The sequence below is a fragment of the Mucilaginibacter sp. KACC 22063 genome, assembly GCF_028736115.1.
GTDB lineage: Bacteria > Bacteroidota > Bacteroidia > Sphingobacteriales > Sphingobacteriaceae > Mucilaginibacter.
Window position 1 is genome coordinate 1,073,153 of sequence record NZ_CP117877.1, and the last position, 22,009, is coordinate 1,095,161.

The window sequence follows — 22,009 nt, forward strand, 5'->3', positions numbered from 1 at the left end:
TTATCATATGATTACCAGATCTTGGTACGCTGGGCTTCTGGTTTAAACATTTTGTCGCCTCCTTTTACATTAAACGCTTTGTAAAAAGCATCTGTGTTTGAAAGCGGGCCGTTGGTGCGGTACATTTCTGGCGAGTGTGGGTCAACGCTGATACGCATACGTAAAAATGCATCCTGATCTTTTATGCGCCACACCTGTGCAAATGACAAGAAGAAACGCTGATCTGGGGTAAAGCCGTCGATCTTGTCTGTGCCTTTACCTTGCTTGGTGCGTTTAAATGCTTCATAGGCAATAGCAACACCGCCATTATCGGCAATGTTCTCGCCTAAAGTAAGCTTGCCATTTACATGTAAGTTGCCTAATACAACATATTGGTCGTACTGATTGGCGATAGCAGCGGTTTTAGCTTTAAATTTAGCTTCGTCTTCTTTAGTCCACCATACTTTCAGGTTGCCGTTTTTGTCGTACTGGCTACCCTGGTCGTCAAATCCGTGGGTCATTTCGTGGCCAATTACTGCACCGATAGCACCATAGTTAATAGCATCATCCGCATCTTTATCAAAGAATGGGAATTGTAATATACCTGCCGGGAACACAATCTCATTAAAGCTTGGATTATAGTAAGCGTTAACGGTTGGCGGTGTCATACCCCATTCGGTTTTATCAACCGGTTTGTTTAATTTGTTTAGCTGAACGGTATAGTCGTGTTTGCTAATGGCTTCCATGTTTTTGTAAAAATCATCGCGGCTAATCTTTACATCATCATAATTTTTCCACTTGTCAGGGTAGCCGATCTTTTTAGTGAAAGCATTCAGTTTTTCCAATGCTTTTTTCTTGGTATCCTCGCTCATCCAATCCAGGTTCTTAATGCGGTCGGCATAAACGCTTTGCAGGTTATCAACCAGTTCTTTCATGCGTTTTTTTGCATCCGGAGTAAAGTAACGCTCCACATAAAGCTGGCCTAATAGTTCGCCTAAGCCGCCGTCAACTGTCGAGATCATATCTTGCCAGCGTTCTTTTGGTTTTTTCTGACCAGAAAGGACCGTATTAAAGAAATCGAAATGTGCTTTTCTGAAATCTTTGCTCATGTAACCAGCAGCACGGGTAAGGGTAACAAATTTCAATTCAGTTTTCCAGGCATCAACAGGCTGTGTTTTCAGCAGTTCGTTTAAAGCCATATAATATTTAGGCTGGCCAACTAAAACGGTATCGGTTTTGAAACCCATCCGGTAAAAGATATTGTTCAGGTCCATGCCTGGTAATTTCTTTTGCAGATCAGCTACTACAAATTTGTTGTAGTTTTTTACCGGGTCGCGCAGCTCAACCGGAGTAGCGTGCGATTTAGCAATCTCTGTTTCCAAAGCCAAAACAGTTTTGGCATTTTTGGCAGCAGTGGCAGTATCAACACCTGTTAATGTAAACAGTTTTGCAATATATTTAAGGTACTCTGCCCTGATTTTTACACTTTCTGGATCGGTTTTGAAATAGTAATCCCTGTTGGGTAAAGTAATGCCCGATTGCCCAAACTGAGCAACATTCTTGGTGCTGTTCTTATCGTCAGGAGACACGTAAAACCCTAACAGATAACCATCACCGTTTTGGAACTGGTCGGCAGAGAATTCAAGTACCTGTTTGTTGTCTTTTAAAGCATCAATTTTTGTAAGCAGAGGCTTCACGGGCTCCCAACCTTTTTTATCAATTGCAGCTGTGTCCATACCACTCAGGTACAGGTCGCTTACCTTTTGCTCTTTGCTGCCATTTTTGTTATCCTGTTTTGATATCTCATCCAAGATATGGTGTAAATTTTTCTGGTTGTCATCATACAAAGTATAAAATGAACCCCAGCCACGCTCGGTAGCCGGTATCTGGGTTTTCTTTAACCATGTACCGTTGGCATATTCAAAAAAGTTATCGCCGGGCTTTACTGTGGTATCCATACCACTTTTATCAAAAAATACAGTACGCTTAGGGGTTTCGTCCTGCGGTTTGGGTTTGGTATTACAAGCCGCAGCAAGTACTGCAGGCATGGCTACCCATAATATTGGTTTAATTTTCATGGAAAATACTTTAAATTGGGTGTAAATATGCTTAACTGATAAGAATATAGCAAATAAGTTAAACGGCGATAACAGCAAACCATTACATTGGAGTTATCGTATTTTTATCAGAGTGGCTTAGTATGTTGATGCCAATGTTAATATGTAGAAAACTTGTTATGCCTTAATGTCATTACAAATGACGAAATTGCTTGTGTAAATAAAGCTATGATGCAATGCGACAGTTTAAGATAAACCATTTGGGGTTAAAATGATCAAACATAGTGTATGTGCTTTTGAACAGGGTTTTTAATCACAAAAATTATCTTTTTAAAGCAATATTTAATAGATTGCCTGCCACAGTATTAAAGTTTTATAGCAAAGCAAAAAGTTGGCAATATTGTTGTAAATATATAATTACTTCGCCCGGGTCAGAACAACTCATGCATCAGGGCGTTTACAATTTAATTTGAAAGGTATTTTATGGAAGCTAAATTTTCACCGCGCGTAAAAGATGTTATTTCCTATAGCAGGGAAGAGGCTTTACGTCTTGGCCACGATTATATAGGTACAGAACATCTTTTGCTTGGGTTGATCCGCGATGGAGACGGGATAGCTATCAAATTGCTGAAAGGCTTAAACGTTGATACATCCAGATTACGCCGTGCGGTAGAGGATGCAGTTAAAGGCACATCAGGAACTAATGTGCATATCGGCAGCATCCCTTTAACTAAACAAGCAGAAAAAGTATTAAAGATCACATATCTTGAAGCGAAAATATTTAAGAGCGATGTAATTGGTACAGAGCACTTGTTATTATCTATTCTTCGCGACGAAGATAACATTGCTTCGCAGCTGCTGATGCAGTTCCACGTGAACTACGAAATTTTTAAAGCAGAGGTGGAGTCACACAAAAACAACATTACAGACGAAATGCCTGGTTCGCCAACAGGTGGTGATGATGACTTTAAAGAAGAAGAATCATTCAGCCAGCCTAAAAAGGTATCAGACATTAAATCTAAAACTCCGGTTCTGGATAATTTTGGCCGCGACTTGACAAAAGCTGCTGAAGAAGGCCGTTTGGATCCGATTGTTGGCCGGGAAAAAGAGATTGAGCGTGTGTCTCAGATACTTTCACGCCGTAAAAAGAACAACCCGATTCTAATTGGTGAGCCGGGCGTAGGTAAATCAGCCATTGCAGAAGGTTTGGCATTGCGCATTGTTCAGCGTAAAGTATCACGTGTGTTATTCAACAAACGTGTAGTAACGCTTGATCTTGCTTCATTGGTTGCTGGTACTAAATACCGCGGCCAGTTTGAGGAGCGTATGAAAGCGGTGATGAACGAGCTTGAAAAATCTCCGGACGTTATCCTGTTCATCGACGAAATTCATACCATTGTTGGTGCAGGTGGTGCTTCAGGCTCTCTTGACGCATCAAACATGTTTAAACCGGCATTGGCAAGGGGTGAAATTCAATGCATCGGCGCTACTACGTTAGACGAGTACCGTCAGTACATTGAGAAAGATGGCGCGTTAGACCGTCGTTTCCAGAAAGTAATGGTTGAACCAGCTTCACCTTCAGAAACTATCGAAATTCTTAACAGAATTAAAGAGAAATATGAAGAGCACCATGGCGTAACTTATACTCCGGAAGCTATTGAAGCCTGTGTTACTTTAACTGCACGTTATATAACCGACCGCTTTTTACCGGATAAAGCAATTGATGCTTTAGACGAAGCTGGCTCTCGCGTTCACTTGACTAATATCCATGTTCCACAAAACATACTGGATATTGAGCAAAAGATTGAGCAGATAAAGGTTGAGAAAAACCGTGTGGTTCGCAGCCAGAAATATGAAGAAGCTGCAAAACTTCGTGATACTGAAAAACACTTGTTAGAAGAGCTTGAACAAGCTAAAGGTGTTTGGGAAGCAGAAACAAAATCTAAACGCTACACTGTAAGCGAGGATAATGTTGCCGAAGTGGTAGCAATGATGACCGGTATCCCGGTACAAAAAGTAGGACAAGGCGACAGCCAGAAACTGTTGAACATGACTACCAGCATCCAGGGTAAAATTATCGGTCAGGATGATGCGGTTAAGAAATTAACTAAAGCTATTCAACGTACACGTGCCGGTTTAAAGGATCCTAAAAAACCAATTGGTTCATTTATATTCCTTGGCCCAACAGGTGTGGGTAAAACAGAGCTTGCCAAAGAGCTTGCCCGCTTTATGTTTGACACCGAGGATGCTTTGATCCAGATTGATATGAGCGAATACATGGAAAAATTTGCTGTGTCTCGCTTGGTGGGAGCGCCTCCGGGCTATGTAGGTTACGAAGAAGGTGGACAGTTAACTGAAAAAGTACGCCGTAAACCATACGCAGTAGTATTGTTGGATGAGATAGAAAAAGCTCACCCTGATGTGTTCAATATCCTTTTACAGGTGCTGGATGAAGGCCAGTTAACAGACTCACTTGGTCGTAAGGTTGACTTTAGAAACACCATTATCATCATGACATCAAACATTGGTGCGCGCCAGTTGAAAGATTTTGGTCAGGGTGTTGGTTTCAGCACTGCTGCTAAAATGAACCAGGTTGATGCACATTCAAGAGGTGTGATCGAAAATGCGTTGAAGCGTGCTTTTGCTCCTGAGTTTTTGAACCGTATTGATGATGTGATCGTATTTAACTCTTTAACAAAAGAGGATATCTTCAAAATTATCGATATCGAGCTTGCAGGTTTATTTGGCCGTATCAACAGCTTAGGTTACAAAATTGAATTGACCGACAACGCTAAAGACTTTATTGCCGATAAAGGTTATGATTTAAACTTTGGTGCCCGTCCGTTAAAACGAGCCATTCAGAAATATCTGGAAGACCCAATTGCTGAAGAGATTTTGAAAGGTGAGATTTCTGAAGGTGATACCATGGAAGTGGATTACAATAGAGAAGAAGATGCCATCAAAGTTTCTGGTAAAGCCAGTAATGACACCGGTAAAACAGAAAAAGAAGAAGAGCAAAAATAATTTGCGAGCTAATTAAAATTAAAGCTTACCTGAAAAGGTAAGCTTTTTTTATTTCCGTTCGGGTTCATAGTCTACCGGCAAAAGCGTTGCTACTCTTCGCCTGGCCCAATCGCCTTCATAAATCACGCCATGCAAATTGGCTATTACGCCATTAGTATCGAAAAACAGGTATGGGTCGGTAATTTGCGCAACCGAAGTATTTGGTGAGACTTCATAATTATAAGCATCGGCTTTCTTAATGCTTTCATTAAAGATAATGTACATATAATCTTTGAAAGCCAATGCATAAATCCCTTTAACATCGGTACGGTGGATCATGCTATCGATATGCACCGGTTTGCTGATCAGGTATTGATTGATCTTGGGCAGGCTTGATTTATTCAGCCAGTAATTTAATGAATCACTGTTTTGCCTGCTGGAATGTGCCTTGACCAGAGCATCAAACATTCTGACCTTTGCGCGAATCAGGCTGTCGGGCGGGCGAAGCATATTTGGCTTTTTAAGCAATGTTAGTGTCTTAAAGCCTTCACGCTCTGTTTGACTGTTGAGTGCAGACTTAAAATAATGTTCGGCAGAACCATAATAAGCTTTTTCCCGGTTTTTGCTCCATCGCTTTTGCTGCGAACGACTGCCTTTTAATTCTTCATAAAGAACCGACCATTGGTAATAAAAGGAGTTATGCCGATAGTCGAATTCGAAACTAACCAAGTTATAGTGCAACTTGTAGCCCAGCGCGTCATTCACAATATCCAAGTAGCCATTGGATTTTCCGGTAAGTAAATGCTTTTGCTTGTCGTTTTCAAGATCTAATATTTCGGGATTTAAGATTTTGCATTTCGCTGCAAAGTCTGTCATGCCAAATAACTGTGTTTTGAACATGGCATAATTCTGCTCCCATTCTTTGTCAGGCCTTATCACTACCTCGTTAAGCTGCGTTGTAGTTGGCTTTAGCTTTATGGTTTCCAGGTTTAAGTTAGTATTTACTGTGATGTTAAGCTGGGCACTCTCAAACCCTACAACAGAAGCAATAAAATCATATTGGCCTTGCTTCACATTATTTAAACTAAATGTTCCATCATCAGCGGTGGTGGTGCCAATGGTGGTATTGCTCAAATATATACTTGCTTTAGCAATGGGTTTGCCATCGCTTTCGTTGATTATTTTGCCTTTTACAGCATACTGGGCAAAGCCAAATAAAGGCGTTAATATGAGGAGAAATACAAATCTTAACATAAACTAATTTATTAGTTATGTATCAAAGATCATAAAAAAAGCCATTCTGTCAAGAATAGCTTAAAAATATTTTTTGCTCTGGCTTATTTCTCCATTTGCTCTATAACAGCAGGAGTAACACCTGTGAAAGAGAAACCACCATCATGGAAAAGATTTTGCATAGTTACCATTTTGGTCAGGTCAGAGAATAATGTTACACAGTAATCAGCACACTGATCTGCACTTGCATTACCAAGCGGGCTCATTTTCTCAGCAAAGTCGATAAAACCATCGAAGCCCTTAACCCCAGAACCAGCAGTTGTGCGGGTAGGTGATTGCGATACGGTATTGATACGCACATGCTTGCGGGTACCATATTCGTAACCAAAATTACGGGCAATACTTTCTAAAACAGCTTTGTTATCAGCCATGTCATTGTAGTTAGGGAATACACGTTGTGCAGCAATGTAGCTTAAGGCAACAACAGAACCCCACTCGTTAATAGCGTCTTGTTTAAGGGCTACCTGTAAAATACGGTGTAAGCTTAATGCAGATATATCAAAACCTTTGTGGGTAAAGTCGTAGTTGTTCTCGGTGTAGGCGATGCTTTTACGTACGTTAATGCTCATGCCGATTGAATGTAAAATGAAATCGACACCACCATTGAAATGTTCTTTTGCCTGGGTGAAAAGATTTTCAATATCGGCCATTACAGTAACATCAGCAGGAATAACAGGTGCGTTAACCTCTTCGGCTAACTGATTAATGGCACCCATGCGCATAGCAATAGGGGCATTGGTTAATATCAGCTCGGCACCTTCCTGGTGGCAGCGTTGCGCGGTTTTCCAGGCGATAGATTTTTCGTCAAGTGCGCCGAAAATAATTCCTTTTTTGCCTTTTAATAGATTATAAGCCATAATATGTGATTGTTAATCGGGTGGTAAAGGTAAAAATTATTTATCAGTAAGTTTAAAGTTTATACTTACAGTTCCCGGAGTATTTAATGGGTGCCCGTAATATACAGCGGGCTTCCATTTAGGTATTTTTTTTAAGGCATTGATTACTTCTTCATCACAGCCGTAACCTAATCCTCTTACAATTTTAAAATCTGTCATATTGCCTTTCTTGTTAATTAAAAAAGCAATTTCAATCGTTCCTTCTATGTTATTATCAATTGCTTTTTGAGGATAAGTAATTTGCTTTGCTACAAGTTTTTGAAGTTTGTCTAATCCACCTGGATAATCTACCGGCGACTCAAAGTCAGGAAAAAAAGAATATTTACTTTCTGGCTTTATGATGTTGAACGTTTGCAATTCCCTTGTCTTAGTTCTTGCTGCCTCTACATTTATTGGGTTTAAAGTTTTAGGTCGAAATTGAGGCAAAGTAACCTGCACGTACCTGCTGCCATTAAGTATAATGGGCGGAACGTATTGAAATGTCAGGATAGATATTGTGTCTACTGGGTTTAAGCCTTCCATATGAAAGAACCCTGTACTATCACTAAGTGCATCAATGTGTTTACCTTCGATAGACAGGCTGTAGCTTTTTGAAAGCAAATAAACCCTTGCTGGTTTGCCATCGGCATCATAAATATAACCTCTGATATTTATCGTGTCGCGTTTTACAACTTTCTGTGCATACACTGCTCCCGAAAGTGTAACAAGCAAAAAGGTAAAGGTTAAAAGTTTATTCATGGTTGGGTTAACTATTCAGCAACTCCCTTGCATTTTGTAATGCACTTTCGCCGGGTTTGTCACCGCTTAGCATCTTGGCAATTTCGGTAACACGTTCGGTTTCGCTTAACTGCCGTATTTGCGTTTTGGTGATATCGCCATTGTTGTCTTTAAATACAAAATAATGGCTATTGCCTTTACTGGCTATCTGCGGTAAGTGCGTAATGGTAATCACCTGCAGGTTTGCAGCCAGTTGTTCCATGATCTGACCAACTTTATTGGCTACCTCACCTGATACACCAGTATCAATCTCATCAAAAATGATAGTAGGCAAAGCAGTGTTACGTGCAATCAGTGATTTTATACTTAACATTAATCGCGATAACTCACCGCCAGAGGCTACCTTGCTCATTTCTGCAAGGGCATGGCCTTTATTGGCAGTGAACATAAATTTTATCTGGTCTGTGCCGGTAGGGGTAAGGTTGCTGAGTGTTTGATGCTGTATCTTCAACAGTGAATTGCCCATGCCCATTTCTGCCAGGGTATTAATTACTTCGGCTTCTATTTCAGGAATGGCTTTTAAACGATTGGCAGAAAGTTGTTCGGCAATTTCATCGAGTTCATGCTTTTGCAGCTCAATTTCTTTTTGCAAATTTTCAATGGCTTCATCGCCAAACATAGCCTGCTGTATCTTTTCCGATAGCTCGTCCTGCAATTGTAATAGTTCGGCATTATTAGCAGTGCGATGCTTCTTTTGCAGGTTGTAAATCATGCTGAGGCGTTGGTTCATTTCATCGGCACGGGCCTCGTCTGTCACGGTGTGCTGCTCTAACTGATCTGCTTCTGCGGCAATATCTTTCAATTCGATCACCACACTATTTAAACGTTCGCGTAATTCAGCAGCGGCATTGCTGTATCTTTCTATTGAACCAAGCTGCTGTGACGCTTCTTTAATCTGTAACAAAGCAGCAGATTCGCCTTCCTGCAAAAGATAAACTGCACCTAAAAGATTCTTCTTAATTTCTTCTGCATTATTTAAGGCATTTAACTCCTGCTCCAGCTCTTCCTGTTCATCAGGCTGTAATTTGGCTTTCTCCAGTTCATCAAACTGAAACTGGTAATAATCCAGATCAGCCTTTGCCTTATCATTATCGGCTATGAGCTGTTGTAGTTTAGCTGTGTTGCTTTTATAACTTTTATACTTCGACTGATAATCTGCCAGTAAAGCAGAATGCTTTGCAACAGCATCTACCACTAATAGCTGAAACGTCGGGTCATTAATTTCGGCTGTGGCATGCTGCGAGTGGATGTCAATCAGTTTTTCGCCTAACTGTTTAAGCAGAGTTAGGTTTACCGGCGTATCGTTAACAAACGCACGCGACTTCCCATCGGCAGAAATCTCACGGCGAAGTATGGTTTCACTTTCATAGTCCAGATCGTTATCTTCAAAAAACTCCTTTAAATGAAAACCCGATATACCGAATTGCCCTTCGATCACGCACTTCTTTTGCTGATTAAAAAAGTACCGGCTTTCTGCACGCTGCCCTAAAATGAGTGACAGTGCGCCAAGTATAATTGATTTACCTGCACCTGTTTCGCCTGTAAGTATGTTCAGGCCGTTATTGAAACTGATTTGCAGGTTATCAATTAATGCGTAATTATTTATGGTGAGCTGTTTAAGCATAAAAAAAGTATCCCCGTTATGAGGATACTAAATTACATATTTAATATACAGTTTAGAAAACTGCAGGTTGTTATGGATTTGCGGGTTCTGGTGCCGGTGCAGGTTTTTCAGTTACTTGCGGAACGTCAGGTACTGCCGGGGCAGTTACCTCTGGCGGAGCAGATAATATAATCGAAGGGTTGTCTTCGTCATTATTAAGATTCATAGCCTTTTCATTCTCTTTCCATGCCTTTACTTTCTTCTTAAATTCATCGCTGTTGGTGTATTGGCGTAGTTTGTCAGTTGCTATTTTTAATTGCTCCTGTTCGCGCTTATATGCCGGGCTGTTTTGGTAATTGCGCATTTGCTCAGAAAGCTTTTGCAGTTTTTCTTTCTGCATTTTAACCATGTCGCTATTAAAAACTTTTCTAAGGCTGTCACCCATCAGCTTTGCCTGGTTAATTTGTGCTTTAAATTCAGCAGACTCATAATGACTGCTAATTTTATTACCCAGATCTTTTAGTTCGTTTGTTTGAGCTGTAATCTCTGCCGGGATATATTTATTTAGCTCTTGCTGATATTTACGGTAGTTTTCGTTATTGCCATTCTTGTAATTGTAATTCTGCGGGATATTATATTTTCGTCTTAATTGAGCATCCTGCTTTTTAAAAGCACTGCTGTTAAAGTAAGTTTCAATGTTTTTGCCTATGGCTTCCATTTTTTTAGATATTTCATGGGTCTCGCCACTGTCACCCCATCTTGCTTCGATCTCTTTACTCAACTTTTCCTGGTTGCGCTGCAGGTTTTTTATCTCATCCCTGTTATAGTATGCTTCCATATCAGCACCTGCCTTTTCCATATCAGCCTGCATTTTTTTGAAGTCTTCGCTCTCAAAATATTTGCTGATGGCATCACCATGTTTTTGTACATCGGCAGATAGCTGTTCAAGTTTCGGATCATTCATGCCTTCTGTGATGAATTCATTATTGACATGAATCGTCCTTTTTCTTTTACCATTATGTGCTGTCTTGCTTTCTGATTTGGTTGTCTTTTTTGTAAGAGTGGTATCTGCTACAATAGCAGCTAAATCCAGCTTTATTTTTTTTACTGATAACCTGCCTTTTGCAATTGATGGGTTAAGCCATGCAATGCAGCTTAAGCTAAAGGCAAGTATGGTGAATGCTAACAGTACTTGTTTAATGTTAGCTGTAGGCTTTTTTGTTTTCATAATTCTTTCAATTCGGTTAAGTAAATGAAACTTGTTTTTTCCAGTGGCGGCAAGTGCAAGCTGCCATTGCTGCACACTGTTTTGTTCGATCTTTAATAAAGCCTGGGCATAAATAAGCGGCTTGCCGGTAAAGTGTACTACCATGTCGTCGCAGCTGTTTTCACGTTCGCGGTTAGCGATACGGCTCATTAAATAAACAAACGGGTTAAAAAACAACACCACCGATATTACCTGCTGCAGCAGGTTGATCAGATAGTCGTTGCGTTTTGCATGGGCCAGTTCATGCAATAAAATAGACTCCACTTCCTGTACAGACAGGTAGTTTACCAAAGAGAGTGGCATTAATATGAGCGGTTTCAGGTAACCGGTGATACAGGGAATACTGATCTTATCTGAACAAAGCAGGGTTACTGTTTTATTCAGTTTAAGCACAGCGCATAAACGATTTACGGTTTGCTGCAACGCATAGTCTGTTTGCGACTGTTGTTTCAGTTGTTGTATCTGTAACCAACCTGTAAGCAGGCGGAGGCTATTAAAAAGTAAACCTATTGCATAGGTAGTGGTAATGTAAGGCAGATAACGGGCTATAGTTAACTCATAACGGTTATTTGAAGATGCTATAGTGTGTTTAATCATTAGCCATAAAGGCAGGTGATTAAAATTTGCTGCCTGTGATGTAAGCTGCCAGCTATAGTTTGATGCCTGGTTAAATAAGGTATACAAAAAGCATACTGCCGATAAAAGTAGGCCTGCATTGGTTATGTGATATTTTGTGTTGGCATTAAAGCCGAACAATCCCGCCAATAAAATGCGTAGTACAAAATAGATCAGCAGGCATTGCCATAAAGAATGAATGATACTTACAGCAACCACTTCGCTTAAATTATGCAGCAACATTTCCATAACTTTTATTTTTCAGGGTTTTCAAACTGGTTCAAATACTTCTTTATAGATTCGATCTCATCGCTTGAGGCACGGTGTGTGCCCAAGGCCTGTATCACTAAGTCGGCAGTGGAACCGGTGAACACGGTATTGATGATCTTGTCCAGCGCACTTTTCTGTGCATCCTTTTTACTTACCAATGCTTTATAGACGTGTGTCTTGGTAGATGTGTTACGGTCAACCAATCCTTTCTCATGCATAATCTGCATTAGCTTAAGGGTAGTAGTATATCCCGAGTCTTTTGATTTCGCCAGTTCTTCATGAACCTCGCGTACGGTGCACTCGCCGCGTTGCCATAAAACCTGCAATATCTCTAACTCACTTTCGGTTACTTTTATCTCACTCATAATATACGAATCTCTTCGTACAAATATCTACGATGGTTTTCGTAAATGCAAATGATTTTTGAAATTAATTTTTTCGGAGTAACTGATATTTAGTTCCGTTAGCCGGGTCGGCTTCTGTAAGGATGTTATAAGCAGAGATACGTTGCTGCGGATCAGCCCCGTTGAAAATATTGATCAGTTCGTTTGCTTTGGCAGAAAAGAAGAGCGTAGGCAGGGTAGCACCGATGCGCAACCTGTCTAACTGTGTTAAGGAGGGTAATAAAGCCAGGATGTTTTTACGGGCCTGGCCTGCGTTGTCAGCCATCAGGTCAAGTCCGTTGCGATGGTAGTCGTAATAAAAGCTTCTTAACGGAATGTATGTTTTATTAGCAAGGTTTTCAGACAACCAGTAACGGTTAATGTTATTGTCAGATCCCCGCCATCCTTTAAAAGAAGATGTTTGTGCGTTGATTACTATGTTTTGGGCATTGGCAAAATAAGGTGTACCGCCATATCTTGAGAAGCTATCATAATCAAAGCCTAAAATAATATAGGCGTAATACGCCATGATAGAGCTTAGATTATTTAAAAAGGTCTGATTGTTATAATCTATCGTCTGGCCTTCGGTATAGCTAAAGTCAATGTCTTTATCATTGATGGTAAAAAGCGTTGTGTTGTACGATGCATTATAAACGGGGCGTGTAGATTGTACTTGCAGCTCACCTGAAAATGAACTTGAACCATCCCAAGAGGTGACATTAAGCAGGAAATTACAATCGATCCTTTCATTAGGCAATATCTGATCTACACTCCACTTGCGTCCGTTCAGAAAGTCTTTCATTGCATTTTCAAGCGACTCAAATATACGTTTGTTTGTTGTGGCTACTTTTGGAGCAACTACCGTTACACGGGCATTTAAATCCTGGGCATAACCGGTATAGGCAGCTATGAGCATTACAAAGCAAACAAACAATTTTCTCATTGTAATATCAGTTTGGTTAGTTTATCACAAATATCATTGGCCACTTCCGTTTTGCTTTTTAAATTAAAAGATGTTTTTTTAAGGTCGCGGTCAATAATGGTGATTTTGTTAGTATCGGTTTTGAAGCCAGCCCCGGCATCATTTAAAGAGTTAAGCACAATAAAGTCCAGGTTTTTCTTCTGGATTTTGGCAATGGCGTTTTGCTCTTCGTTCTCAGTTTCAAGCGCAAATCCTGCTAACACCTGGTCCTTGCGTTTTACTTCGCCCAGTACTTTTAATATATCAACCGTTTTCTTCAGTTCAATGTTCAAGTCTCCGGTTTGCTTTTTTATCTTTTGTTTGGCTGGCTGTGCAGGCGTATAATCTGCTACGGCAGCGCTCATCACACATGCTTTAGCAGTTTCAAAATGCTTTTGGCAGGCTTTAAGCATATCATCAGCCGATGTCACATCAATGCGAAGGATATTTCTATTCGCCGTTGCTTCGCTGGTTGGCCCTGTAATCAGTACCACATCTGCTCCCCTGTTGGCCAATTCATCAGCAATAGCAAAGCCCATTTTTCCAGACGAGTGGTTGCCAATAAACCTTACCGGGTCAATGGCTTCATAAGTTGGCCCTGCCGTAACAACAATAGTTTGATTGGTTAACTGATTACCTTTTTTAAGTGTTGAGCATAAAATATCAACGATGTGCTCTGGTTCGGCCATACGGCCATCGCCATGCAAGCCACTGGCAAGTTCGCCGCGTTCCGGTGCAATCAGTTTATTTCCGTATTGAAGTAGTTTGGCCACATTACTTTGTGTAACAGCATGTTTCCACATATCAAGGTCCATAGCCGGTGCAAAATAAACCGGGCAACGTGCCGAAAGATAGGTAGCAGCCAGCAGGTTATCGCATATTCCGTTGGCCAGCTTTGCCAAGGTGTTGGCGCTGATGGGCGCTATGATCATTAAATCTGCCCATAACCCTAATTTTACATGGTTATTCCATTCGCCGCTTTCCTGCTCAAAGTATTTAGTAAGTACAGGATTTTTTGATAGGGTGGATAAGGTTAGCGGGGTGATAAAATCCCGGGCGCTATCTGTCATAATTACCTGTACTTCTGCACCGGCTTTAATTAGCAGCCTTACCAGCGTTGCCGATTTGTAAGCGGCTATACTGCCGCTAATGCCTAATACAATCTTTTTACCTTCGAGCATAATTGCGCAAGTGTATCTATTTTAAAGCTGGTTTCAAAAAGCTGCTGTTAAAGATAGTTAAAACATCACTATCCCTAATCATAAAAAAGCCCCTCTGTGCTTACAGAGAGGCTTCAATAGCAAATGTAATGTTATTGCTGTTCTTTTGCCGGATTACGGTGGTATACTTTACCTTCTAAAAATTCCTGAACGGCAACTAAAGTTGGTTTAGGCATTTTTTCGTAATGCTTTGAAATTTCAATTTGCTCGCGGTTTTCAAAAACTTCTTCCAGGTTATCATTTGAAGATGCAAACTCAGATAGTTTTTGATGTAATTCTTCTTTAATATTATTTGATATCTGGTTAGCACGTTTTGACATGATAACGATTGACTCATAAAGATTGTCAGTATCAACGTCTAACTCGCGAAGATCGCGGGTTACAGTACTGCTTGCTACTGTTGTTTGTTTGGTATTGCTAATGTTGCTCATATCTTCCTATGTTATATTACGGCATTTTTTGATTATCGTTGTTCTTTTCAGATGGCGGCTGTGTGGTAACCGTATCTTTCTTTGCTAATTTCTTAGCCAGCTTTTTGTCTGTCTCTGCTTGTGCAAGTAACTGTTTGGCATGTTGTATGCCATATTCGCTGTCTTTCTTTAAAGACTGTGCGCTACTCATGTATTTACTTTGCGGATACTTCTCTATAAACTGGTCGGCATAAGAAGCGGCCTGTCCAAAACGCTCTTCCTGTTTATAGTCAAAGCTGTTTTGTGCATATTTATATTGTGCCTTTATGGTCAGAAAATCCATTTCTTCTGCATACTTAGTATCCGGATAGTCGCGCAGTACATTACCAAATGCAATAACTGCCGACTGGTAATCGCCGATTGTTAGATAAAGTTTCGCGTTGGCATAAGCTTTTTGCTCAAGTTTGTCGCGCAGGTTTTGTATCAACTTACCGGCTTCAGCTACACGTTCGCTTTTAGGATAAAGGTTGATAAACAACTGTAAGGCTTCAATGGCTTTGGTTGTGTTCTCCTGATCAAGCGAATAAATAGGCGAGTCAAGATAATAACAATATGCAGCCATAAAACGGCACTCCTCTGCGCGTGAGTTTGAAGGATAGGTATCTGCAAAGTTTTTAAAGTGATACCTGGCCGATGTGTAATCTTTCAGCTTATAGTTAGTATAAGCATAATAGTAAAAAAGGTCTTCAGCACCATCACGGCCGCGGTAACGTTGTGATAGATCGTCAAAAAGATCAAGTGCCTTGGTATAGTCCTTTTTATTATAGTACTTCATGGCCTCCTGGTACTTCTTGGCGTTGTCGTTACTGGCCTTAAGTTTCTCAAATTTGCTTTTACAGCTGCCTAACGCAAGTAAAGTGCATATAATTAAGCCAGTTGTAAATAAGCGTTGTTGTTTAAACATCCTGCAAAGATAGTTGATTATAGTAAATGAGTCAATTATTTATTTGGGCGCTAATATAGATATGCTATATATAATAGGTTTAGCTAAGTATGGTATTTAACATCTTTTAACGCTTATAATGATGAATAAGATATAATATCCCCCTTTTTACAATTGCTATAAACTTTTTAGTCTGATATAAAGCTTGTTATAAAATAATTAAAACAATTTCGAAAGAATGGTTTGCATAAGCAGGAAACTTGGCTACCTTTGCAGCCCGCAAAAGAGATAGCGGGATTGTTTTTTGAAAAGATGCAAGTGTTAGTGAGAGAGAATAAGTGGCTTTTAAAGTATGTTTTTTAGATATGTTTCTGCTAAAGAAACAAAAGAAAAAAAACTTTTGGGAAGTACTTGTGAGAATAGAAAAAAATGATCACCTTTGCAGCCGCTCCGAACGGGAGCGGGAAGAGATTGAAAAGCGGGAAGGAAGCTAAGGCGGAGAAAACGAAAAAAGGCGGAAACGAATAAGTGGAGGCTGATTTTGAAGGAAGCTGAAGCGGGGAGTAACCAGAAGAAAGTTTGAAAAAAAAAGTTCAAATAAATTTTGGAGAAAAGAAAAAGACTTCTACCTTTGCAGTCCCAAACGAAACGGAGCGACTCCGGATCGGAAATGAAAAGAGAAAGTAAGCAGAAAGCGGTTAGTTGAAAGCGGAAAGTTACGAGTTGAAAGTTCATACGGACAACAGATAACCGGCCACTGAAAACTGGCAGCTCGAAGCCCAACATAAGAAGCCTAAGCGTGAGCGGCGGCGCAAAGTTCTTTAAATAAGATAATAACATGTAGCGAAGCGGGTAACTTGTAACCAAGTTATCAACCTAAAAGAAAGTCAATTTAATTTAATTAAATCTAAACTGATAGGGATACTGTATAAAGATACAATAAGGTTGAAAGACAAAAGCGAAAAGCAGAAAGGATTACCTTTAAGCTTTAAGCTCAAAAACTTTCGCCTTCAAATACAGATTTCTATTTTGAGTAATAGGGTCTGGATACAAACAAAACATTTTACAATGGAGAGTTTGATCCTGGCTCAGGATGAACGCTAGCGGCAGGCCTAATACATGCAAGTCGGACGGGATTGAGGAGCTTGCTCTTCATGAGAGTGGCGCACGGGTGCGTAACACGTATGTAACCTACCTTTATCAGGGGGATAGCCTCTCGAAAGAGAGATTAACACCGCATAAAATCACAGAACGGCATCGTTCAATGATCAAATATTTATAGGATAAAGATGGGCATGCGGGACATTAGCTAGATGGTGAGGTAACGGCTCACCATGGCCATGATGTCTAGGGGATCTGAGAGGATGGCCCCCCACACTGGTACTGAGACACGGACCAGACTCCTACGGGAGGCAGCAGTAAGGAATATTGGTCAATGGACGGAAGTCTGAACCAGCCATGCCGCGTGCAGGAAGACGGCCCTACGGGTTGTAAACTGCTTTTGTACCGGAATAAACCTTTTCACGTGTGAGAAGCTGAATGTACGGTAAGAATAAGGATCGGCTAACTCCGTGCCAGCAGCCGCGGTAATACGGAGGATCCAAGCGTTATCCGGATTTATTGGGTTTAAAGGGTGCGTAGGCGGCTTGTTAAGTCAGAGGTGAAAGGCGGTAGCTTAACTATCGGAGTGCCTTTGATACTGATGAGCTTGAATGCAGCTGAGGTAGGCGGAATGTGACAAGTAGCGGTGAAATGCATAGATATGTCACAGAACACCGATTGCGAAGGCAGCTTACTAAAGTGCGATTGACGCTGAGGCACGAAAGCGTGGGGATCAAACAGGATTAGATACCCTGGTAGTCCACGCCCTAAACGATGAATACTCGATGTTGGCGATATACGGTCAGCGTCTAAGCGAAAGCGTTAAGTATTCCACCTGGGGAGTACGCCCGCAAGGGTGAAACTCAAAGGAATTGACGGGGGCCCGCACAAGCGGAGGAGCATGTGGTTTAATTCGATGATACGCGAGGAACCTTACCCGGGCTTGAAAGTTAGTGAATGATACAGAGACGTATCAGTCCTTCGGGACACGAAACTAGGTGCTGCATGGCTGTCGTCAGCTCGTGCCGTGAGGTGTTGGGTTAAGTCCCGCAACGAGCGCAACCCCTATGTTTAGTTGCCAGCATTTAAGGTGGGGACTCTAAACAGACTGCCTACGCAAGTAGAGAGGAAGGAGGGGACGACGTCAAGTCATCATGGCCCTTACGTCCGGGGCTACACACGTGCTACAATGGGCAGTACAGAGGGCAGCGACCTGGCAACAGGAAGCCAATCTCAAAAAGCTGTTCACAGTTCGGATCGGGGTCTGCAACTCGACCCCGTGAAGTTGGATTCGCTAGTAATCGCGTATCAGCAATGACGCGGTGAATACGTTCCCGGGCCTTGTACACACCGCCCGTCAAGCCATGGAAGCTGGGAGTACCTGAAGTGCGTAACCGCAAGGAGCGTCCTAGGGTAAAATCGGTAACTGGGGCTAAGTCGTAACAAGGTAGCCGTACCGGAAGGTGTGGCTGGAATACCTCCTTTCTGGAGCAGTATCCCAAACTATCAGTCAAACGACAGGAATTAGGAAAAGCCTCGTTACATGTTATCTTATTTATTATAAAAGAGAAAAGACAGAGACAAGAAACAAGAGATAGGAAACAAGAGAAGATCTTGCTACGATATACTTGGTACTTGCTACTCTGAAAAGAGAAACCCAGAAGATGAAGCCATCAGGGAATGTGAACTAACTGAAAAAGTAAGGCACAAGACAAGATCGGCAGCAAAGCGTTTGGAGCGATAGAAAGAAGAGTTAGCAGTTAGCACAGCGAAGCTGACTCGGAACTCGGAACTCACAACTCGGAACTGCAAAAGAAAGTCTCGTAGCTCAGTTTGGTTAGAGCACTACACTGATAATGTAGGGGTCAGCAGTTCAAATCTGCTCGAGACTACAGGGTGAGTTAAAGGTAAAGAGTTAAAAGTTGAAAGTAAAAAGTACTGGCAACAGATAACCGGCAACCGGCAACAGACATCATAACTGGGGAATTAGCTCAGCTGGCTAGAGCACCTGCCTTGCACGCAGGGGGTCAACGGTTCGAATCCGTTATTCTCCACGCTTAAGCGGAAAGCAGAAAGCGAAAAGCACAAAGCCCTTAAAAGCTTTAAGCTTTAGACTTTCAGCACATAAGCTTAAAAAAGTTCTTTGACATATTGGAAGAAGTAATTGAATAAACTGAGAAAACAACAGTAGAGGACAGTTACGAGTTGCGAGTTGACAGTTGGGTAGCAATACCGTTAACAGGAAACAGACAACAGATAACAAGAATCAAATAAAGACATACCATACCGAGCAAAAGCGGTATGCGTAGAAGAAAGTAAGAAAGGGCACACAGGGGATGCCTTGGCTCTCAGAGGCGAAGAAGGACGTGATAAGCTGCGATAAGCTCCGGGGATTTGCAAATAAGACTTAATCCGGAGATTTCCGAATGGGGAAACCTGATCATTTGAAGAATGATCGCAAATGCGCTAACCCGCTGAACTGAAACATCTAAGTAAGCGGAGGAAGAGAAAACAATAGTGATTTCCTGAGTAGTGGCGAGCGAAAGGGAAGGAGCCCAAACCAGTTATGTTACGGCATACCTGGGGTTGTAGGACCACGACATAGTACAATAAAATGAAGCTGAAGGGGGTGGGAAACCCCGCCAAAGAGCATGAGAGCTGCGTAAGCGTAAGTAATATTGACTTAGTGGGATCCTGAGTACTGCGAGGTCGGAGACGCCTTGTGGGAATCTGCCGGCACCATCCGGTAAGGCTAAATACTACTGAGAGACCGATAGTGAACTAGTACTGTGAAGGAAAGGTGAAAAGAACCCCGAACAGGGGAGTGAAATAGAACCTGAAACTGTGTGCTTACAAGCGGTCGGAGTCTGGCAACGGATGACGGCGTGCCTTTTGCATAATGAGCCTACGAGTTACTCTTCTCTGGCAAGGTTAAGTGTTTAAGGCACGAAGCCGAAGCGAAAGCGAGTCTGAATAGGGCGTGCAGTCAGAGGAGGTAGACGCGAAACCTTGTGATCTACCCATGACCAGGTTGAAGGTGCGGTAACACGTACTGGAGGACCGAACCGATAAGCGTTGAAAAGCTTCCGGATGAGTTGTGGGTAGGGGTGAAAGGCTAATCAAACTGGGAAATAGCTCGTACTCCCCGAAATGTTTTTAGGAACAGCGTGGCGGTAAAGTTATTAAGAGGTAGAGCTACTAATTGGGTGCGGGGGAGTCAAATCCTACCAAATCCAGATAAACTCCGAATGCTTGATAATATACGCTGCAGTGAGGCTCTGGGTGCTAAGGTCCAGGGCCGAGAGGGAAAGAACCCAGACCATCAGCTAAGGTCCCCAAATTACCATTAAGTTGAACTAACGAGGTCCGGCTGCACAGACAGCTAGGATGTTGGCTTGGAAGCAGCCATTCATTTAAAGAGTGCGTAACAGCTCACTAGTCGAGCGGCCGGGCATGGATAATAAACGGGCATTAAATGGTATACCGAAGCTATGGATTGTATGAATAATACACTGGTAGGGGAGCATTCTATCGCCGGCGAAGCAGTAGCGTAAGCTGCTGTGGAGGTTATAGAAAAGCAAATGTAGGCATAAGTAACGATAAGGCGGGAGAGAAACCCGCCCACCGAAAGACTAAGGTTTCCTGATCAACGCTAATCGGATCAGGGTTAGTCGGGGCCTAAGGATAATCCGGGTGGAGATTCCGATGGACAACTGGTTAATATTCCAGTACTTTTTATGACTGCGATGCAGTGACGGAGTAGTGACACATCCGCGTTCTGACGGAATAGAACGTTAAAGGCCGTAGGTATAGGACACATAGTAAAGTACGTGAGTTCTGCTGAAAGCTGATAGTACCGCAAACCTTCGGGGGAGTGGATAGTGATGGTAATCAGACTTCCAAGAAAACCTGCTAAGCTTCAGGTCATAAAAACCCGTACCGTAAACCGACACAGGTAGTCGAGGAGAGGATCCTAAGGTGCTCGAGTGAATCATGGCTAAGGAACTCGGCAAAATGGCCCTGTAACTTCGGGAGAAGGGGCGCTGCAGAAATGCAGCCGCAGTGAAAAGGCCCAGGCGACTGTTTAACAAAAACACATGGCTTTGCAAAATCGAAAGATGACGTATAAGGCCTGACACCTGCCCGGTGCCGGAAGGTTAAGAGGGGATGTTAGTCGCAAGGCGAAGCATTGAATCGAAGCCCCGGTAAACGGCGGCCGTAACTATAACGGTCCTAAGGTAGCGAAATTCCTTGTCGGGTAAGTTCCGACCTGCACGAATGGTGTAACGATCTGGGCGCTGTCTCAGCCATGAGCTCGGTGAAATTGTGGTATCGGTGAAGACGCCGGTTACCCGCAACGGGACGGAAAGACCCCATGCACCTTCACTACAACTTAACATTGATATCGGATACAGGATGTGTAGGATAGGTGGGAGACTGTGATCTGGCTTCGCTAGGAGTCAGTTAGTCAACGTTGAAATACCACCCTTTCTGTATTTGGTGTCTAACCCTGCAAAGCGGGGGACATTGTTTGGCGGGTAGTTTGACTGGGGTGGTCGCCTCCAAAAAGGTAACGGAGGCTTTCAAAGGTAAGCTCAGTACGCTTGGTAACCGTACGCGGAGTGCAATAGCAAAAGCTTGCTTGACAGTGAGGCAGACAAGCCGAGCTGGGTCGAAAGACGGATATAGTGATCCGGTGGTTCTGCATGGAAGGGCCATCGCTCAAAGGATAAAAGGTACGCTGGGGATAACAGGCTGATCTCCCCCAAGAGCTCATATCGACGGGGAGGTTTGGCACCTCGATGTCGGCTCGTCACATCCTGGGGCTGGAGAAGGTCCCAAGGGTTCGGCTGTTCGCCGATTAAAGTGGCACGCGAGCTGGGTTCAGAACGTCGCGAGACAGTTCGGTCCCTATCTGTTGTGGGCGTTGGAAGTTTGAGTGGGGCTGACCTTAGTACGAGAGGACCGGGTTGGACTAACCTCTGGTGAATCTGTTATGGCGCCAGCTGTACTGCAGAGTAGCTACGTTGGGAATAGATAAGCGCTGAAAGCATCTAAGTGCGAAACTAGCCACGAGATGAGACTTCCTTATAGGGTTGTGGTAGACTACCACGTTGATAGGTTACAGGTGTAAAGGTGGTGACATCATAGCCGAGTAATACTAATCGCCCGAAGCTTTCTTCGCAACAGATAAGTGGTGTGACCTTTCCGGTCACACCACCATCAAAACA

At 42.3% G+C, this 22,009-nt stretch carries 12 protein-coding genes, 2 tRNA genes and 2 rRNA genes; 5 read left to right on the forward strand and 11 right to left on the reverse strand.

Features of this window, described 5'->3' with window-relative positions; translation table 11 throughout:
• Nucleotides 1–11: 11 nt before the first annotated feature.
• The gene (locus PQ461_RS04735) at nucleotides 12–2,057 is read right to left on the reverse strand and encodes a M13 family metallopeptidase (RefSeq protein ID WP_274208492.1); all 2,046 of its coding nucleotides are present in this window, start codon (nucleotides 2,055–2,057) and stop codon (nucleotides 12–14) included.
• A 462-nt stretch (nucleotides 2,058–2,519) separates the two neighbouring features.
• Here PQ461_RS04735 and PQ461_RS04740 point away from each other — a divergent pair, with 462 nt between their 5' ends.
• Nucleotides 2,520–5,060, forward strand: a complete 2,541-nt coding sequence (locus tag PQ461_RS04740; RefSeq protein WP_274208493.1) for an ATP-dependent Clp protease ATP-binding subunit — start codon at nucleotides 2,520–2,522, stop codon at nucleotides 5,058–5,060.
• 48 nt (nucleotides 5,061–5,108) lie between these two features.
• Here PQ461_RS04740 and PQ461_RS04745 read toward each other — a convergent pair whose 3' ends face one another.
• The 10 genes from PQ461_RS04745 to PQ461_RS04790 form a co-directional block, all read right to left on the reverse strand.
• Nucleotides 5,109–6,293: a carboxypeptidase-like regulatory domain-containing protein gene (locus PQ461_RS04745; protein ID WP_274208494.1), complete on the reverse strand. Its 1,185-nt coding sequence runs from the start codon at nucleotides 6,291–6,293 to the stop codon at nucleotides 5,109–5,111.
• Between the two features lie 83 nt (nucleotides 6,294–6,376).
• Nucleotides 6,377–7,189 (reverse strand): enoyl-ACP reductase FabI, encoded by an 813-nt coding sequence (locus tag PQ461_RS04750; protein WP_274302223.1) that lies wholly within the window; start codon nucleotides 7,187–7,189, stop codon nucleotides 6,377–6,379.
• Nucleotides 7,190–7,225: 36 nt separating this feature from the next.
• Nucleotides 7,226–7,966, reverse strand: coding sequence for a TonB family protein (locus PQ461_RS04755; RefSeq protein ID WP_274302224.1), 741 nt, complete (start codon nucleotides 7,964–7,966; stop codon nucleotides 7,226–7,228).
• Nucleotides 7,967–7,973: 7 nt separating this feature from the next.
• Nucleotides 7,974–9,629 (reverse strand): DNA repair protein RecN, encoded by a 1,656-nt coding sequence (gene recN, locus PQ461_RS04760; protein WP_274302225.1) that lies wholly within the window; start codon nucleotides 9,627–9,629, stop codon nucleotides 7,974–7,976.
• Between the two features lie 70 nt (nucleotides 9,630–9,699).
• Nucleotides 9,700–11,739 carry a M56 family metallopeptidase gene (locus PQ461_RS04765; RefSeq protein WP_274302226.1) on the reverse strand — a complete coding sequence of 680 codons (2,040 nt, stop codon included), beginning with the start codon at nucleotides 11,737–11,739 and terminating at the stop codon, nucleotides 9,700–9,702.
• Between the two features lie 5 nt (nucleotides 11,740–11,744).
• A complete protein-coding gene (locus tag PQ461_RS04770; RefSeq protein WP_274302227.1) occupies nucleotides 11,745–12,125 on the reverse strand; it encodes a BlaI/MecI/CopY family transcriptional regulator in 381 nt (126 codons plus the stop codon).
• A 64-nt stretch (nucleotides 12,126–12,189) separates the two neighbouring features.
• Nucleotides 12,190–13,086 carry a type IX secretion system protein PorD gene (porD, locus tag PQ461_RS04775; RefSeq protein ID WP_274302228.1) on the reverse strand — a complete coding sequence of 299 codons (897 nt, stop codon included), beginning with the start codon at nucleotides 13,084–13,086 and terminating at the stop codon, nucleotides 12,190–12,192.
• A complete protein-coding gene (gene coaBC, locus PQ461_RS04780; RefSeq protein ID WP_274302229.1) occupies nucleotides 13,083–14,285 on the reverse strand; it encodes a bifunctional phosphopantothenoylcysteine decarboxylase/phosphopantothenate--cysteine ligase CoaBC in 1,203 nt (400 codons plus the stop codon). The genes porD and coaBC overlap by 4 nt, the downstream gene beginning before the upstream one ends.
• A 131-nt stretch (nucleotides 14,286–14,416) precedes the next feature.
• A complete protein-coding gene (locus tag PQ461_RS04785; RefSeq protein WP_274302230.1) occupies nucleotides 14,417–14,755 on the reverse strand; it encodes a DNA-directed RNA polymerase subunit omega in 339 nt (112 codons plus the stop codon).
• A gap of 16 nt (nucleotides 14,756–14,771) precedes the next feature.
• Nucleotides 14,772–15,698, reverse strand: coding sequence for an outer membrane protein assembly factor BamD (locus PQ461_RS04790; RefSeq protein WP_274302231.1), 927 nt, complete (start codon nucleotides 15,696–15,698; stop codon nucleotides 14,772–14,774).
• Nucleotides 15,699–16,742: 1,044 nt separating this feature from the next.
• Here PQ461_RS04790 and PQ461_RS04795 point away from each other — a divergent pair.
• The 4 genes from PQ461_RS04795 (at nucleotide 16,743) to PQ461_RS04810 (ending at nucleotide 21,963) form a co-directional block, all read left to right on the forward strand.
• Nucleotides 16,743–18,263: ribosomal RNA gene (locus PQ461_RS04795) — 16S ribosomal RNA — on the forward strand.
• Between the two features lie 332 nt (nucleotides 18,264–18,595).
• Nucleotides 18,596–18,670 (forward strand) — tRNA-Ile (locus tag PQ461_RS04800).
• An 88-nt stretch (nucleotides 18,671–18,758) separates the two neighbouring features.
• Nucleotides 18,759–18,832: transfer RNA gene (locus PQ461_RS04805), tRNA-Ala, on the forward strand.
• Between the two features lie 254 nt (nucleotides 18,833–19,086).
• Nucleotides 19,087–21,963, forward strand: a 23S ribosomal RNA gene (locus PQ461_RS04810).
• Together the 16S and 23S rRNA genes with 2 tRNA genes alongside form the textbook arrangement of a ribosomal RNA operon.
• Nucleotides 21,964–22,009 lie beyond the last annotated feature (46 nt).